General features: G+C 39.7%; 13 protein-coding genes. 3 read left to right on the plus strand and 10 right to left on the minus strand.

The features are described 5' to 3' along the window. Nucleotides 1–177: 177 nt before the first annotated feature. The 4 genes from nagZ to E3U55_RS02660 are packed head-to-tail and all read right to left on the minus strand — an operon-like array spanning nt 178 to nt 4,746. Nucleotides 178–1,749, minus strand: coding sequence for a beta-N-acetylhexosaminidase (gene nagZ, locus E3U55_RS02645; RefSeq protein ID WP_228547452.1), 1,572 nt, complete (start codon nt 1,747–1,749; stop codon nt 178–180). A gap of 12 nt (nt 1,750–1,761) precedes the next feature. Further along, nucleotides 1,762–2,808, minus strand: a complete 1,047-nt coding sequence (locus E3U55_RS02650) for a serine hydrolase domain-containing protein (protein WP_134338772.1) — start codon at nt 2,806–2,808, stop codon at nt 1,762–1,764. Nucleotides 2,809–2,821: 13 nt separating this feature from the next. After that, complete coding sequence (locus tag E3U55_RS02655; RefSeq protein WP_134338773.1) at nt 2,822–3,778, minus strand: GNAT family N-acetyltransferase; 957 nt, start codon at nt 3,776–3,778, stop codon at nt 2,822–2,824. After that, on the minus strand, nt 3,775–4,746 hold the full coding sequence (locus E3U55_RS02660; RefSeq protein ID WP_134338774.1) for an N-acetylglucosamine kinase: 972 nt from the start codon (nt 4,744–4,746) through the stop codon (nt 3,775–3,777). Before E3U55_RS02660 ends, E3U55_RS02655 begins: the two co-directional genes overlap by 4 nt. A gap of 211 nt (nt 4,747–4,957) precedes the next feature. Between E3U55_RS02660 and E3U55_RS02665 the strand changes: the two genes are divergently transcribed. Then, complete coding sequence (locus E3U55_RS02665) at nt 4,958–6,520, plus strand: SpoIID/LytB domain-containing protein (protein ID WP_194840798.1); 1,563 nt, start codon at nt 4,958–4,960, stop codon at nt 6,518–6,520. 36 nt (nt 6,521–6,556) lie between these two features. Here the strand turns inward: E3U55_RS02665 and E3U55_RS02670 are convergent, their stop codons facing one another. From E3U55_RS02670 to E3U55_RS02680, 3 genes are read right to left on the minus strand one after another with little or no spacing between them, the layout of a single operon-like run. After that, nucleotides 6,557–7,273 carry a PIG-L deacetylase family protein gene (locus E3U55_RS02670; RefSeq protein ID WP_134338776.1) on the minus strand — a complete coding sequence of 239 codons (717 nt, stop codon included), beginning with the start codon at nt 7,271–7,273 and terminating at the stop codon, nt 6,557–6,559. Beyond that, nucleotides 7,266–8,231 carry a GNAT family N-acetyltransferase gene (locus E3U55_RS02675; RefSeq protein WP_134338777.1) on the minus strand — a complete coding sequence of 322 codons (966 nt, stop codon included), beginning with the start codon at nt 8,229–8,231 and terminating at the stop codon, nt 7,266–7,268. Before E3U55_RS02675 ends, E3U55_RS02670 begins: the two co-directional genes overlap by 8 nt. A 60-nt stretch (nt 8,232–8,291) precedes the next feature. Further along, nucleotides 8,292–8,786 (minus strand): VanZ family protein, encoded by a 495-nt coding sequence (locus E3U55_RS02680; protein WP_194840799.1) that lies wholly within the window; start codon nt 8,784–8,786, stop codon nt 8,292–8,294. A gap of 110 nt (nt 8,787–8,896) precedes the next feature. Between E3U55_RS02680 and E3U55_RS02685 the strand changes: the two genes are divergently transcribed. Beyond that, a complete protein-coding gene (locus E3U55_RS02685; protein WP_134338779.1) occupies nt 8,897–9,994 on the plus strand; it encodes a M20 peptidase aminoacylase family protein in 1,098 nt (365 codons plus the stop codon). Between the two features lie 49 nt (nt 9,995–10,043). After that, nucleotides 10,044–10,277, plus strand: a complete 234-nt coding sequence (locus tag E3U55_RS02690) for a hypothetical protein (RefSeq protein WP_134338780.1) — start codon at nt 10,044–10,046, stop codon at nt 10,275–10,277. Between the two features lie 227 nt (nt 10,278–10,504). Here E3U55_RS02690 and proC read toward each other — a convergent pair whose 3' ends face one another. The 3 genes from proC to gltB form a co-directional block, all read right to left on the minus strand. Then, entirely contained in the window at nt 10,505–11,305 is an 801-nt protein-coding gene (gene proC / locus E3U55_RS02695; protein WP_323740392.1) for a pyrroline-5-carboxylate reductase, read from the minus strand. Nucleotides 11,306–11,467: 162 nt separating this feature from the next. After that, a complete protein-coding gene (locus E3U55_RS02700; protein ID WP_134338782.1) occupies nt 11,468–12,955 on the minus strand; it encodes a glutamate synthase subunit beta in 1,488 nt (495 codons plus the stop codon). 21 nt (nt 12,956–12,976) lie between these two features. Further along, complete coding sequence (gene gltB, locus E3U55_RS02705) at nt 12,977–17,491, minus strand: glutamate synthase large subunit (protein ID WP_134338783.1); 4,515 nt, start codon at nt 17,489–17,491, stop codon at nt 12,977–12,979. Nucleotides 17,492–17,651: the final 160 nt, after the last annotated feature.

The following is a 17,651-nucleotide window of genomic DNA, read 5'->3' on the forward strand; positions in this document are numbered from 1 at the left end:
GCAATACTAGTAGACGCAGGTGCATCTACCGTGATTTTCGGCTCGTGCTGTTCCCGCGAAGACCTGGATGGTCAAGTGTCGACGTTGGCCACAGGACGTGGCCGATTCTAGTCGACCAGGAGTCGCCGCCTTTCGCTCAATCCAACATTCAATCTTTATTTAATAACATCAATAAAACTATTTAATAGTCACTGGCAATTTTCCATTAACAGTTGTTTGCCCTACAATTGCTTCTATCGCTGTTTGTAGAGCTGGTTGAGAAAATTCATACGTACATAATGTCGCTTGTGTGAACTCTAGTAGTTTTACATCATACGGACTGCGAATAGCAATAGCGACAATCGGCACCTTTACTTTTTCTAGTTCTTTAAGTAAATGCTGTTGCGGTTCGTCTAAAGAAGCGTTTAATGTTCCTAAGACAATCAAATCATAGTCAGATACTTTATCCATTAACTCTTTTATCTGAGTATTACTAATAGGATTATCCATCTCTAAAATATCTGTTTGCTGATGAATTTCCTTAAAGCGTTCACCCAGTGTCATTGTTGAATAGCGTTTGTCTTCAACTAACGCAGCATAATCATTTTTCGGGTAAACGACTAAAACCTTTTGTTCCTCTGCTAGATTAATAGGTAATTCACCTTGAGCAACCGTTATACCATTTTTATAAATGAAATCCGCTACCTTATGATGCTCATCACTTCCCACACTTGAGTGAACTTCATCGTTCGTTTCAATGTCATTCCAATTTAAGTATTTATCCTTTAAACGATTAATCCGTGTTAACGATTGATTAATATGTTCCTTAGAAATATCTCCATTTTTAATAGATTCAACAATTAGCTCAATCGTTTTTTCTTGTTGATCATGAAGGTGTGAGACCATCACTAAATCAATGCCGGCTTTGACCGCTTCAACTCCACCTTGAGGTGTGCCGATACCTTTAGCAATCGCATCCATTTCCATACAATCTGTAGTAACGACTCGATCAAAACCTAACTTTTCTCTTAACAACCCAGTAATGACACGCTTGGATAATGTTGCAGGACGGTTCTGCTCAGGTTCAATCGTAGGAAAATAAACATGAGCAGACATAACCGTATCAGCGCCTTTTTCAAGGCATGCTTTAAAAGGTACCAGCTCCACACGTTCTAATCGATCCATACCATGGTTAATCACCGGTAAATCTAAATGCGAATCCACATTAGTATCTCCATGACCCGGGAAGTGCTTAATGGTCGTCATGACACCAGACTCCTGCATACCCCTTACCGCTTCACTTGCAAAATCAGCGACCTTCTCTGGTTCTTCACCAAAGGATCTTACACCAATCACAGGGTTCAATGGATTATTATTCACATCAACAACTGGTGCGAGGTTCCAGTTAATACCTAATGCACGCAGCTCTCGACCGGTCACTTTCCCCGCTTCATACGCTAATTCTGGTTTGCCTGTCGCCCCAAGTAGCATGGCACCCGGCATAATCGTTGCACCTTCACCGAGTCTTCTCACTGCTCCGTTTTCCTGATCAATACAAATTAATAGTGGGCGTTCATAACCAGCGTTTTTAGCTTCTAACTGGAGTTCTCTTGTTAAATTTAATATTTCTTCAGGTGTCCCAATATTTCTGCCAAATAAAATCACACCACCGATATGATATTCTCGAATTAAATATTTTATTTCATCCGATGCTGTTACCCCTTTAAAGCCAAACACCATCATTTGACCCACTTTTTTTGTTAATTCCACAACAACTTCCCCCTATACATTTGCTTTAATTAAATTATGTAATCGTGGACGTAGACGAACAATCGGATCTTTTCGACCAAAGTGAACACGATTAGTTAACAGAATGACTCTTAAGTGATCTGTCGGGTCCATATAAAAGCTGGTTCCTGTATAGCCTGTATGACCATAAGTCTCTTTTGAAAATAAACTCCCACATGGTGCTCCTAAGTCAGTATTTAGCTGCCATCCAAGACCTCTACCTAGTGAATCAATAGGCGTATGATTCATTTTTGATAGATTAAGTGATGCGTCAGATAAAAACTTATTTCCATGAATCCATCCATTATGTTCTATCATGTCTGTAAACTTAATTAAATCTTCCATCGTTGAGTAAAGTCCCGCATGACCACTGACACCGCCCATGAACTCTGTATTATCATCATGAACAATATGATGTTTATACTCCCCCAACAACTCACTGTATTCAGTTGGTGCATAGCGTTCTTTAGGATAATTCGGCAGGAAAGTTGTCTCATTCATTCCCAAAGGTTCAAAGATCTGTTTTTTCGTAAACACTTCAAACCGTTCACCTGTAACACGTTCGATGATTTCAAAAAGCAGAATGTAACCCAAATCACAATAAACCACTTTTTCTCCGATTGAATTAATGAGGTGTTCATCACAAATTCGGAACAAAACTTGTTCTCTGTTTAGCTTTTCTAAAAAATATGGTCGGTGAGCCGGCAGCCCTGAAGTATGAGTAAGTAAATGAAATAGAGTAATTTCTTCTTTCCCTCGAGTCGCGAATTCCGGGATAAAGTAAGATACACGATCATTTAACCGTATGTCACCTTGTTCGAGTAAATTAAAAAAAGCAGGCAATGTCGCGACCACTTTAGTCAAAGAAGCAACATCAAATACTTGATTCATTTGCATCGGCGTCTTTTCTGGAAAAAACGTTCGATAACCTACAGCTTCTTTTAATAACTCCTGCCCGCCTCTTGAAACATAAATAACAGCACCAGGTATATGCTCATGGTCTATTTCTTTTTCTAAAAATTGAATGACTTGCTCTCTCATCATTTCCCTCCTTTTAAGTTAATTTTTTATAATACGTGCCGTACTGTTTAAACACATCAAATCCTACTTTTTTATAGAAATCTACTAAACCGGTCCAATCAATAATAATATGGTCAATACCACGTTCACGTAGAGTATTCATCCCTGCCTTAACTACATCCAGACCCAAACCATTACCTCTCACATCCTTATTGACGCCTAAAGGCCCAATGCCGCCAACCTTGCCATCGAAAACACCAGCCCAGTTCACATTGCAACCAATAAATGGCGTAACTTCATCATTCATTCGACAAAATCCTTGAATTGCGCCATCTATACGTAAGACCACAAAATCTCGACCCGTACCGCCAAGCTCGAAGTATTTATTAACTTCGTAATCCCATCGTCCAGGAAAATTTGCTTTCATAAATTCACACAACTCATCTTGATCCTCTGGTTTCAAGATCGAAAAGTCTGCATCGGGGTTTTGCAGTTGTTCAAATGGTTCATCTTTTGAAAATGAGCGAGACATATCTGTATCTATGTATCTACCACGACTGAATCCTTGTTTTTCAAACCAGCTTCTTGTATCTTCATATTCTACGGGAACGCCAGGGAAGTAATGCCATGTATCCCGACCAAGTCGTACCTCTTTCTTTCCTTTTTTCGATAATGTATCTAAACACTTATTCAATAAATTTTTGCCTATTCCCTGCTGGCGATACTCTTTATCGACTAATAACACTTGAATGTTAGCAATGTGACTTGGAATCCCAAAATCAATAGATTCTTGATAGTGCTTTGCAATGATAAAACCTACGATCAGCTCTCCATCTTTAATTACGATCGAAGCATCTGGATCCAGGTTGTAATCATTTAAACTATTTTGTATAAATAACTTTTCAGTCATTGGAAAAAGATTCCCTATATTTCGGTTCCAGCATTCAACGATCTGTTTTGAATCTTTACGGGTAAGATTTTTATACTTCAACTAAACACACCTTTCTTGAAATTCGATTCAAACTCTTCTGAAATTTTAATATCTAAACATTTAAAGGCAGCAATTACAGCCCCAGCCACTGGCTCTAATTCAACTCTATTAATTTCTAAATAAGGCTCAAGTTTTTCTTTGATTAATGGGATAAACACATCGCTGCGATTAAAAATCCCACCTGCTAAAGCGACTTGGGGTGGAGTCTCTTGTTGGAAGGCTTGATCCATTATAGTTTGAATATTTAAGGTAAATTGATCAGCAGCTCCACGAACGATTTCGTGTGCAATTTCATCATTTGAATCGTATGCATTTAAAACCAGTTGACTTATTGGAGCTATTATATCTCTAGCTTCTCGGTCTGTATATATTTTAGGGATTAATTCTGGAATCTCATCGACACTAAAATAATCTAGTAATAATTGAGATAAAATCGTCGGCTTACCTCGCCCGTCATATGCTTGAAAAACTCGACTTAAAGCTTGTTTCCCAAGATCATACCCACTTCCTTGATCATCAAATAAATAACCCCAACCGCCCACACGATGGAATTCCCCTTGTTGAGTTAAACCATATGTAATGGCACCTGTCCCAGCGATTTGAACGATACCTGGTTCACCAAGTGTACCTGCATACAAAGCATTGATTCCGTCATTATTTAATTGACATGCAATTGAATGTGATGCGCAAACCTTGTTGAATACCTTGTTTAACACGTTATCGTCTTGTGACTCACCAATCCCTGACATACCAGCGAAACAAAAACGTCCTTGTTCGAAAGATGACTGATCTTCATGTTTTAATGTTCTAAACAATTTCTTTAAACGGTCCTCAATGTCACGCGGTGATACTGAGTTGGGATTAGTTGCACCGACAGTTGTTTCAGCTAATATTTGACCTTTTTCATTAGCCATGACACCTTTAGTTTTCGTACCGCCTCCGTCTATTCCTATGACAATCGCCAACATACTTCACTCCCCTCAGAAAGTAGTTATATACATTATAAAATTATATATAAATAACGCTATCTTAATTTAGAACTATGTTATTAGTAAAAACTGTAAAACTATCATTCTAAAATATTATTTTAATATTAATCTATAATATTTGAAAGGATTTTTCAAATAAGTGCACGAAATAAATAGATAGCAAGAAAAAATTTTGAAAAGGATGATGGTTTTGAAAAGTCTTTTTAAAAGTTTGACGCTACTATTAATTGTAAGCGCTCTTATTGGAGTAGGCTTCTTTACTTCAACAGCTGAAGAACAAAGTCCTGACATTAGAATTGGAGTTGTTCCGACGGCTGAACAACTTACAATTGGAAGTGAAGGTGAGTTTACGGTAAAAAATAAAGAAACGGGTGAAGTACTTTTTACTGGTGCTGATGATTCTGTTCTTGTGGAATTGAATTCAACTGGAACGATCAAAACTAATTTTCGACTTCAAGTTGCTTGGACAACTTCCGAGCCTTATGTTAATGATTGGCTAACAAAAGCTGAAGCGGAAGGCTACCCAACATATGTTGAAGAATATAATGGCGGATGGAGATTATTTATTGGTGAGTTTGCACCTGATGCATCGTGGAGTACCCGTGTTAACTTTAAAAATGAAGTTGTTGAAAAAGGTTTGGCGGCTTCAGATGCATTTTGGAAAGTGATCACAATTAATGAAGGTAAATCAGCTGTTAAATTAACTTACAATAATGAATCAGTAACAGTTGAAAACCCAGTCGTTTTAAAATCAGACAGTAACATCGTTTCAATTAATGAAAAACGTTACCGTGGGTTGGCTGAGGTTGGCTTTAACTCAGCAGGAACGTTAGCTGGGATTAATGAATTACCAATCGAAGAATACTTAAAAGGTGTTGTACCTCGTGAATTACCTCCTGTCCCTTACGATGAATTAGAGGCTCAAAAATCACAAGCAGTAGCCGCACGTACTTACACTTTTGCAAATTTAGGTAAACGAAGTTCAGATGGCTACGACTTGTTACCAACAACTTATGACCAAGTTTATGGTGGTTATGATGCTGAGCATCCTGTATCGACTCAAGCGGTCGAAGAAACTAGAGGAGTAGTCGCAACTCATGAAGGTGACCTAATTACTGCTGTCTACCATTCAACAAGTGGTGGTTTTACAGCAAATAACGAAGATGTATGGAATTCAGATGCTGAAGATTATTTAAGAGGGGTGCCTGATTCACAACGCGGAAAGGCATTAGAACACGTGCCAAATTTATCAGTTTTCAAAAATTCTGCTAATCCAACATCATTACGTGCTGCCAAAAACGGCGACTTTGAATCAGATTGGTCAAAATATCATCGTTGGAATTTTGAATGGTCATCTGAAGAAATCTCGCAAGTGTTAAGTGGATACTATAACACAGATGTAGGTGAGGTTTACGAAATTAATGTACTCGAACGCTCAGACTCCGGTCGTGTTATGGAGATTGAATATGTAACTGAAAATGGTACGTTCTATGAATATAAAGACCGTGTGCGTTGGTCGTTACCTTACATTGATGCTAGCGGTGGCGAAAGCATATTACTAAGTACACTATTTTATATAGAACCCGTTGAAAATAAAGATGGTTCTGTAGGGTTCAAAGCTTATGGTGGTGGCTGGGGCCACGGTGTAGGTTTATCACAAACAGGCGCTGTTGGCATGGCTGAAAAAGGCTCTACATTTGATGACATTTTAAAACACTATTACCAAGGCATTGAATTAGAAACACTATACTAATGATTAAAGCTCGGGATACCAGTCCCGAGCTTTTTATTATAATGGAAGCTTTGGTATATCTGCTCCCTTTCTTACGTTCATGCCAGTTGGATACTTAAGGGTCTGAGCATATTTTACTCTGGCTAAACATCCTCGCATCGTTCCTAGAGCTTGATAGTAATCATAATATCGAAAAGATGTGGAGTTCATGATAAACCAGTATTTCGATAATGCTTTCAAATAAGTATCAAATTCATCTGACACATCAATAAAAACATCTGGCTCATACCCCTCCATGTCTTCCCAGTTTTCACTATGGAACATTCCACGCATACCATGTGGTTCCAATCCATCAAGATCAAAACCAGGCAAGGCAGCCTTTAACCAAGCCGCTTCAACAATTTGAGGGCAAGCTTCATGATCTGGATGCATCGAATTGACCCAATGAGTAAGAGCAACATCAGGCTTTAATTCTCTTATAATTTTTGCAACGTGTGAAATCGTATCATCATCTATTTTTAGCTCAGCATCACGATACTCTAATGTGATCGTCTCCACTCCTAAAATATCAGCCGCTTCCTCAGACTCTTTAATTTTTTGGACACGATATTCTTCTGGATCCACCCCTGGAGGCGTTCCTTTTTCACCCGCCGTCATATGTAGAAAAGTCACTCGATGTCCCACTTTGGCATACTTGTGAGCAATCGATCCAACTTGTAATTCTAAATCCCCACAATGCGCACCTACAGCTATAATATGATAAGGATTAGTCATGACTCACGATCTCCTTTTTCACTACATCAAATCGTCTGGTCACTTTAAATCCAGTTTGTAAATACAAATATCCCGCAGTTGTTTTTTCGCCAGTCCAGAGGAACCAGGCATTATGATAACCTTCTGCTTTCATTTGATTTAAGCAAAGGTTTAAAATAATTTTCCCTAAACCTTTACCGCGTTCTTCAGGATCCACACCGAACGGTCCGAACCTCTCATTAACACCTTCGTATGCTCCATACAGTCCAAAGCCAACTAATTTTGATTTCGGGTTTCTAGCAATAACAATATTTTTCATTGGCATCCCGTTAATTAATCCCTCTCGAATCGCACGACCCCAATCAGGGTTAAAAGATTCATTCGCAAACTCAATTAACTCTATTAAATCTGAGTCTGTGGCCTGACGAATATGATAACCCTCTTCTTCTCTTTTCAATGTTAAGTCTTGAATGCCTTGAGGATAGTGATAGTCTAGAAGCGAAAAGTCCATAGCGGCAGCTGTATATTGTTTTTGAAAGCCTTGTTGAACTAAAAATTGGTTTCCTGAAGGATACGCAGATGCATCTATTCCTGGCAAGATGTAATTGGGAGCATAGGATGAGAAGAAAACATTTTTTCGGTGATGTGTTTTGAAAAAGTTCGAAACGCGTTGCATCAATTCGCTGCCGATGCCTTGCTTTTCATAATTTGAATGGACAAAGAAAAATGAAATCCATCCGTTATCCAGTTCTAGATCATCTCGGTTTAAAGGAATTTTTCTAATGATACCATAAATCGCTCCGACCAATCGCTGTTGATCAAATGCTAGAATCATACCTTCACTACTAAAATTGGCATCTAATAAAATCAGGTGACGAAATCGTTCTACAGATATAGGGTCAAAATGTAGACATTGATTCCAAAGAGAGATGATTGCTTTTTCATCACCTGGCTGATAACACCGAAACGTAACACTCATATGATTCACCCCTGAATTGAATTAATATTTTAAAATAATTATACAATTTACAAAATATTTTTACAATTCAGCTTTGCTTTTCACAAATTTAAGTATCAAATAAATACTGCCAAGTCCGATTAATCCACCAAACGCATCAATAGCCACATCTCCATAATACGGTGTGCGACCTGCTGAAAAACTTTGACTAAGCTCATCTAAAATCGCAAAGTGAACAACCAAAAAGTAAGTCATTAATATCTGATATAATTGTCGCGACTTTAACGTTTTCCTAACAGCCCAATAAATTAATGCAGCTAAAATAAAATAAACACCGAAGTGAGCAAGTTTTCTTATTAAAAATTCAACAAAAGGTTCCAACCCCATCGCCTCAACACTTCTTAAGCGATGAAAGTATGTAAACTCAATCTTACTTAAAATGGGTTCTATTTTTTCAAGAGGTAAATAGGTTGATAAAAATGGTTCCATTTCTTGATCTTCAGAAGATTGACTTGAGAAGGAGAAAATCACACCCATCCAAGCCATTGGAATTAGCCACCACAATAATTGTTTCATTAGATTCATCCTTTTATATAAACTACTCATATTATAGATTAAAAATCTATTGAATTGCACAATATCATATGCTAAAGTTTTTCTAATATTATTTAAAGGAGTATCGGAAAATGACTAAAAGCGTAGAGTTCTTTCATTACTTACATCTGAACCCCGAGATTAGCTGGGAAGAATATGAAACAACAACTTATATAAAAAACATTCTTGAAGGTGCTGGCATTCGAGTTAGAACATTTCCAGATATTACAGGACTCGTCGCTGACATTGGTCACGGACAACCAATAGTTGCTGTACGTGCGGACATGGATGCTCTGTGGCAAGAGGTTAATGGAAATTTTCAAGCTAATCATTCGTGTGGCCATGATGCACATATGTCCATTGTGCTCGCCACCGCTTTAGCGTTGAAACAAGAGAAGTCGCTTTCCGGTACTGTTCGTTTTATTTTTCAACCAGCTGAAGAAAAAGGGACAGGCGCATTAAAGTTTGTTGAAAAAGGCGTCGTTGATGATGTGGACTTCCTGTACGGTTTGCACTTGCGACCTGCTGAAGAATTAAGTTATGGAGAGTTTTCACCAGTTATTAAGCATGGTGCTGCCCGTTTTATTCACGGAAAAATTGTTGGTGACGACGCGCACGGAGCTCGTCCACACCTGACATCAAATGCGATTGACGTTGGTTCCGATTTTAATCATTTATTGCGAAACATTCAGGTCAATCCGATGATCCCACATTCGATAAAAATGACTCACTTTCAAGCTGGCGGTAAAAGTCCAAATATTATCCCAGGTAACGCAAGCTTTTCAGTCGACTTACGCGCTCAAACCAATGACGCAATGGAAGAATTATATGATCAGTTTTTACTGTCGGTAGAAAAGTTGAGTGAATATCACGGGGTTAAGATTCCAGTGGAGCTTGGAGCTAACATTGTCGCTTCAGTTACAAACGATGAAGCTATAAGCTATATGACTAAGGGGATTGTTGCTGCAGCAGGTGAAGATTGCTTACGAGACCCTATCGTCACAACAGGTGGAGACGACTTTCATTTCTACACGATCAAACGTCCGAACCTAAAAGCAACGATGCTTGGCATTGGGTGTGACCTTAAACCAGGTCTGCACCACCCCAACATGACTTTTAATCATGATGTATTATCAAAAGCGGTTGATGTGATGATGGCAACAATTTTGAAGACGATTAATAACCAATAAATAGTTTCGTGAACTCTCTATTATTGCTGTGAGTGCAACAATTATTCTGGTGAGTGCAACAATTATTCACGCGAGTGCAACAATTACTCACGTGAGTGCAACAATTATTCACGCGGGTGCAACAATTACTCACGCGAGTGCAACAATTACTCACGTGAGTGCAACAATTACTCACGTGAGTGCAACAATTACTCACGTGAGTGCAACAATTATTCACGCGAGTGCAACAATTATTCGCGTGAGTGCAACAATTATTCCGGTGAGCGCTCAATTTTTCCCGTGAACGCTCAATTTCTTCGGTGAACGCTCAATTTTTTCGGTGAACGCTCAATTTTTTCGGTGAACGCTCAATTATTTCGGTGAACGCTCAATTATTTCGGTGAACGCTCAATTATTTCGGTGAACGCTCAATTATTTCGGTGAACGCTCAATTATTTCGGTGAACGCTCAATTATTTCGGTGAACGCTCAATTAAATGAAAAATCGTAGCCAACTGGGCTACGATTTTCTTTATTTTTTAAAACAATGATCCATTGCTCTGATTACTGCCCCCCTGAACCCATCTTCTTCTAGTGATGATAGTGCTCTAATGGTTGCCCCACCTGGTGTAGTGACTTGATCCTTTAACTCCCCTGGGTGAAGCCCTGTTTCTTTTACCATTTTTGCTGCTCCATAAACAGCCTGGGTCGCTAGTTCATAAGCGAGCTCTCGAGGGATTCCTTGTTTTACCGCACCATCTGCCATCGCTTCTATGAAAAGGTATACGTATGCTGGAGATGAACCGCTAACTCCAGGTACAGAGTCCATTAAGCTTTCTTTAACCATCTCAGCTTTTCCGTAACTTGAAAACAATTGTTGTACGTCTTCAATATCTTTTTCTGTTAAATTACTATTTGGACTATAAACCGTCATACCTTCACCGACAAAAGCAGGTGTGTTAGGCATCGTCCGCACCACTTTTGTATTTTGAGAAAATAAACTTGCCATTTCCCTTAGTGTGACGCCTACCGCAATGGTCACAATAATCGTTTCTTCACGAACCTGGGAGCGAACTTCTTCAATGACGTCTTGATACAGATATGGTTTTACGGCTAGATAAAGAATATCGCTTTCTGCTGCAACCTTCTTATTATCTTGCCCCATGTGTATACCAAACTTGTCTGTTACGTAATTAATCGTTTCTTCGGAAACCGCTGTTGCTTGTATTTGCTCGGGTGAATAGCCACCATAAGTAATCATGCCATTAATAATGGATTGAGCCATTTGACCACAACCAATGAAACCAATTTTTCGGATTGCCAATCTACACACCCCTTTCGATTTTTAATAATAAATTTTTATTGTTAGAAAAAATTGTTTTACCTATCCTTAAAGAAACAAAACACTCAGTTAAACATTATTTTAGTCTAAATATAAATTTATCTTGAGTCAATTAGAAAGAAAAAATTCCGCACGAGGCGGAATTTTCATGAATTATACGATCTGTTTTGTTTCTTTATCCATCAAATAAGCGTGCACTTGTTCTGCTACTTCTCGACCTTCACGAATAGCCCAAACAACTAAACTCTGGCCACGACGCGCATCACCAGCAGCATAAACGCCTTCTTCAGACGTGCGATAATCTTTTGTCCCATCAACCGTCCAAATACGTCCACGCTCATCGGTTTCAAGCCCAAAGTGTTCTAACACGTCTTGCTCTGGACCTAAGAATCCAATCGCAATCAATACTAAATCGGCATTCCACTTCTGCTCAGTTCCAGGAACTTCATTAGTAATGACTTCTCCGTTCTCATAAACTTTTTCAACATTCATCGTATGAAGAGCCGTTACTTGGCCAGATTCATTTTTTTCAAAACGTTGCGTAAGAACTTCATACTTACGTGGATCCTCGCCTTGAGTCTCCAAGCCTTCTTTATAACCATAGTCTAACTTAAATGTCATCGGGAACTCCGGCCAAGGATTATCATCCGTACGTTCATCAGGGCTCGCCGGGTGCTTACCAAACTGAACAACACGTTTGGCTTTTTGGCGTAGCGCAGTTGCTACACAGTCGGCACCCGTGTCACCGCCACCGATCACAATGACATTTTTACCTTCAGCCGTAATCGGAGTATTCTTAGGATCCGTTTCCAGCGCCTTCGTTGCAGCTGTTAGATAGTCCATAGCAAAATGAATGCCCTTACTATCGCGGTTTTCAATAGGTGTATCACGCGGATCCTGCGCACCTGTACACATTATCACAGAATCAAAATCCCGCTTCATCTCTTCACGAGTAATGTCTACACCAACTTCAGTGTTACAAACAAATTCAATTCCAGACGCTTTCATCACTTTAATTCGGCGGTCAACCGTATCTTTATCCAGCTTCATATTCGGAATACCATACATTAATAAGCCACCTGGGCGATCATCACGTTCAAACACAGTGACGTGATGTCCCATTTCATTTAACTGATCAGCAGCGGCTAAGCCTGCCGGACCAGAGCCAACAACAGCGACACGTTTATCAGTTCGGCGCTCCGGCACTTTAGCTTCAACCCAATTATTATCAAACCCACGCTCGATAATTTCGTTTTCAATCGACTTAATGGTTACCGGATCATCATTAATCGCCAGTGTGCAAGAGCCTTCACATGGGGCTGGACATACCCGTCCTGTAAACTCTGGAAAGTTATTCGTTTCTTCCAGGTTCCTTAATGCTTCTTCCCAGTTTTCTTCACTTACAAGCTCATTCCACTCAGGAATAAAGTTATTAACTGGACAGCCGACATAAGCGCCTTCCCATTCAGCTCCTGTATGGCAAAATGGCGTTCCGCAGTCCATGCAGCGTGAGCTTTGTTCTTTTATTTCTTGGTCATCAAAACGTATCACGTACTCTTCCCAATTTTTAATTCGTTCAACTGGGTCTTTTACGTCTTGGTCTTTTCGATTATATTCCATAAAACCTGTTAAATATCCCATGCAATCTCCCTCCTTTACAGTTTATTGAACGACTTTATCATGCTTCTCGTTGTCTTCTATAGAAAGCATCGTTTTATACTCTTCAGGAATAATTTTAACGAAATGACGAACCTGTTCTTCCCAATGATTCAAAATAAATTTCGCTCGCTTACTGCCCGTGTACTCTACATGTTTCATTAACATATCTTTTAATTCATTAATTTCATCTGAGTCTTCTAGTTTTTCAAATAAAACAAGTTCTTTATTACACTTCTTTTTAACGTCTTTAGCTTCAGTTGCCCATACATAAGCGATTCCGCCTGACATACCTGCAGCAAAGTTTTTACCAATACTACCAAGTACAGCGACACGACCACCAGTCATATATTCACAACCGTTATCGCCTACACCTTCAACAACAGCATGCGCCCCACTATTACGGACAGCAAAACGTTCACCTGCTCCTCCGTTAATGTAAGCTTCTCCACTCGTTGCACCGAATAGTGCTACATTACCAATGATGACTTCTTCGATTCGATGTAAAGCGGATGGTAAGTTAGGTTGGAAAATGAGTTTTCCTCCTGACAAACCTTTACCAACATAGTCGTTTCCATCACCCATTACACGCATCGTTACACCTCTTGGTACAAATGCGCCGAAACTTTGACCAGCTGAGCCTGTAAAACGAAGATCAATTGTATCTTCTGGAAGCCCTGCTTCACCATATCGTTTTGATACTTCAAAGCCTAATGTCGTACCAACTGTTCGGTTCAAGTTTTCAATCGGTAAATCTAACTGGACCTTTTTACCTTGGGTTAAAGCCGCATCCACTTGCGGGATGATGTCTTCCGTATCCATATAATGTTCATCGTACACATTAATCGACGGTCGCTCGTTTTGAACCCAACTTGAATCAACTGTATATAATAAAGGTTTTAAATCTAATTGCTTCGCTTTTTTATGAGTATCCTTTTTGTCACTAACTTTAAGCTTATCAGTACGACCGATTAACTCATCTAATGTACGAACGCCAAGTTGCGCCATAATTTCTCGCATTTCTTCTGCAACAAAACGCATGTAGTTCACGACATGATCAGCACTACCTTCGAATTTTTTACGAAGCTCTGGATTCTGAGTCGCAATACCAACGGGGCATGTATCTAAGTGACATGCACGCATTAAAATACAACCTAAAATAACCATTGGTGCAGTAGAGAAACCATACTCTTCAGCACCGAGCAATGCTGCTTTAATGACATCTCGACCGGTCATCAATTTACCGTCTGTTTCTAAACGAACACGCTCACGCAATCCGTTTAAAACTAACGTCTGATGTGCTTCAGCTAAACCTAATTCCCATGGTAAACCAGCATGACGGATACTTGTTTTGGCCGATGCACCCGTACCACCTTCGTAACCACTAATGAGAATGACGTCAGCCTTACCTTTAGCCACACCAGCTGCAATCGTACCAACACCCGATTTCGCAACCAGCTTCACATTTAGCCGCGCTTCAGGGTTCGCATGCTTTAAGTCATAAATGAGCTGAGCTAAATCCTCAATCGAATAAATATCATGGTGTGGTGGTGGTGAAATTAAACCAACACCAGGCGTTGATTTACGAACTTCAGCAATCCAAGGGTGAACCTTTTTACCTGGCAAGTGGCCACCTTCACCCGGCTTAGCACCCTGCGCCATTTTAATTTGAACTTCATCCGCATTTGTTAAATAAAAACTTGTGACACCGAAACGACCTGATGCAACCTGTTTAATCGCACTTCGTCTGAAGTCACCATTTTCATCAGGCGTAAAGCGGTCCGGGTCTTCCCCACCTTCACCGCTATTACTCTTACCACCAATACGGTTCATCGCAATCGCTAGCGTCTCGTGCGCTTCTTGACTCAAGGCACCATAAGACATGGCACCTGTTTTAAATCGTTTAAAAATATTTTCAGCCGGTTCAACTTCTTCAACCGGGATTGATTTCGAATCATCAAAATTAAAATCTAATAAATCACGTAAATACGTTACTTTTTCACTTTCAACGAGGTCCGAAAATTTCTCGTACATCGTTTTACTATTCATTCGAGCCGCATGCTGTAACGTGTGGATCGTACGCGGGTTAAACGAGTGGTACTCCCCATCACTACGCCACTGCATGTCACCACCAGAAGGCAACGTTTTTCGCTCCTGTTTATAGGCCATCTCATGACGCACTAAAGACTCTTCCGCGATTGTCTCTAGATCAACACCACCGATTTTCGATTGAGTTCCATAGAAATATTTCTCAATCACATCGCTGGCAATACCAATTGCTTCAAATGTTTGCGCGCCACGGTAACTCTGAATCGTCGAAATACCCATTTTAGACATGACTTTAACGATTCCTGCCGTTGCCGCCTCACGATAACGCTCGATGGATTTTTCATAAGAAAATTCTTCTACAAACTCATCGTTGACTAATTTTTCAATCGCACGGTAAGCTAAATACGGATAAATCATATCAACACCAAAACCGATTAACACAGAGAATTGATGGACATCGCGTGCTTCAGCCGTTTCTAATAGTATGCTCGCCTTTGTACGCATACCTTTACGCACTAGATAGTGGTGCAATCCACTTGTAACTAATAATGATGGCATAGCCACACGTTCACTAGATGTATCACGGTCTGTTAAAACAATCATTGAGACACCCTGATTTATCGCTGTTTCAACACGTTTGAATAATGATTCAAGAGCCGCTTCTATACCATGTGCCCCTTGTGAAACAGGATACGTAATCGGCACACGTTCAAAACGAAAATCACTTCGACTATTATGAACCACTGCATCAAACTCTTGTTTTTTCAAAATTGGCGTGTATAAACGAATGCGCTTACAGTGCTCAGGGCCATCGTCTAAGAAATTGTGACGTGGTCCAAGGTAAGAAGTTGTTGATGTAACGCCTTTCTCACGAATCGCATCAATCGGCGGGTTCGTTACTTGCGCAAACAACTGCTTAAAGTAATTAAACATAAGCTGCGGCTGTTCCGATAACACCGCAAGTGGCGTGTCATTACCCATCGAACCGATTGGATCCTTTTGTTCTGTGACCATTGGCAGGATGTTTTTCATCATCTCTTCTTTTGTATAACCATTAGCCAGCTGGAACTTCAACAGCTCTTCTTCTGTTACTTCTTCGTTCGCACTGATATCTAAGGATCCTTTTAATTGAACAAGTGAATTATTTAACCAGTCACGATAAGGGAATCTCATCGCAATATCGTTCTTTATATCATCATTAAATTTAACTTCATGTTTTTCTAAATCAACAAAAATCATCTCACCTGGTGCTAGACGCCCTTTTTGAACGATTTTTTCCGGTTCAATATCAACCACACCTACTTCAGATGACAAAACAATTCGGTTATCCTCAGTAATGTAAAAACGCGCTGGACGTAATCCATTACGGTCTAATGAAGCTCCAATCTGCTTACCATTTGTGTAAGCAATTGCACTTGGACCGTCCCACGGCTCCATAATCGTACTTAAGTACTCAAAGCACGCACGCTCAGGATCTTTCATTTGTTCGTTTAAGTCCCATGCCTCAGGTACCATCATCATGGCTGTTTGCGACATAGTACGCCCATTCATCACTAAATATTCAAACGCCTGATCAAGCATACCTGAATCACTCGACGTTTCATCTATAACTGGTAGAAGTTCTTTATGACGATCTCCGTAAACATGCGAAATCGCAGCCGTTTCACGAGCCTTCATCCAGTTCACATTACCCGTAATTGTGTTGATCTCACCGTTATGCATAATCATGCGGTTCGGGTGAGCTCGCTCCCATGACGGGAACGTATTCGTACTATAACGGGAGTGCACCATACCGAAAGCGGTTTTCGCCATTGGATCTTTTAAATCTAAATAAAATTCATCCATTTGTTCTGGCGCTAACATCCCTTTATAAACAATCGTTTCAGAAGAAAGGCTCGCAAAATAAAATGGCCCTTCTTGAAGTTCAGACGTTTCATTCACTCGACGCTCGATTAGGCGACGAATCAAATATAATGATTGATTAAAACGCTCAGTTGAAAAAGTATCTTCAGGCTTTTTAATAAAAACCTGCTTAATGAACGGCATCGTCGATTTAGCTGTATCAGAAAGCATCGATTCATCAACGGGCACAGTACGCCAGCCGATTAAGTCATGACCCTCAGATTCCATAACATCTTCTATAATCGACTCAGCTGTTAGTCTTAAACGTTCATCTTGTGGTAAAAATACCATCCCGACAGCGTAATCACCTTGTTGTGGCAGCATCTGATTCCACTGTTTTCTGAATAACTCATCTGGTACTTGCATCATAATTCCTGCACCGTCACCTGTACTCGGATCTGATCCTCGACCACCACGATGCTCTAAACGGCAGAGAATCGTAATCGCATCTTGGATCATTTGATGAGTTTTTTTATGATCTATACTTGCGATAAAACCAATACCACAAGCATCACTTTCCAAAGCCGGGTCATATAACCCTTGTTTTGACGGAAGCCCTGTTCGTATCATCTATAAATCCACCCTTTCTCGTTCATCTCAGTTAAATCTTTATTTAATAAGTACCCATAAATTGTTGTTCCGAATTACTATTAGATTAATTTTATGAACAATTTAAAAAACTGGTAAAAATGCGACAAGTATCTATTCTAATAGTATGATTTTTCTGTTA

Origin of the sequence: Filobacillus milosensis (assembly GCF_004402015.1) — a bacterium.
Classification (GTDB): Bacteria; Bacillota; Bacilli; order Bacillales; family Alkalibacillaceae; genus Filobacillus; species Filobacillus milosensis.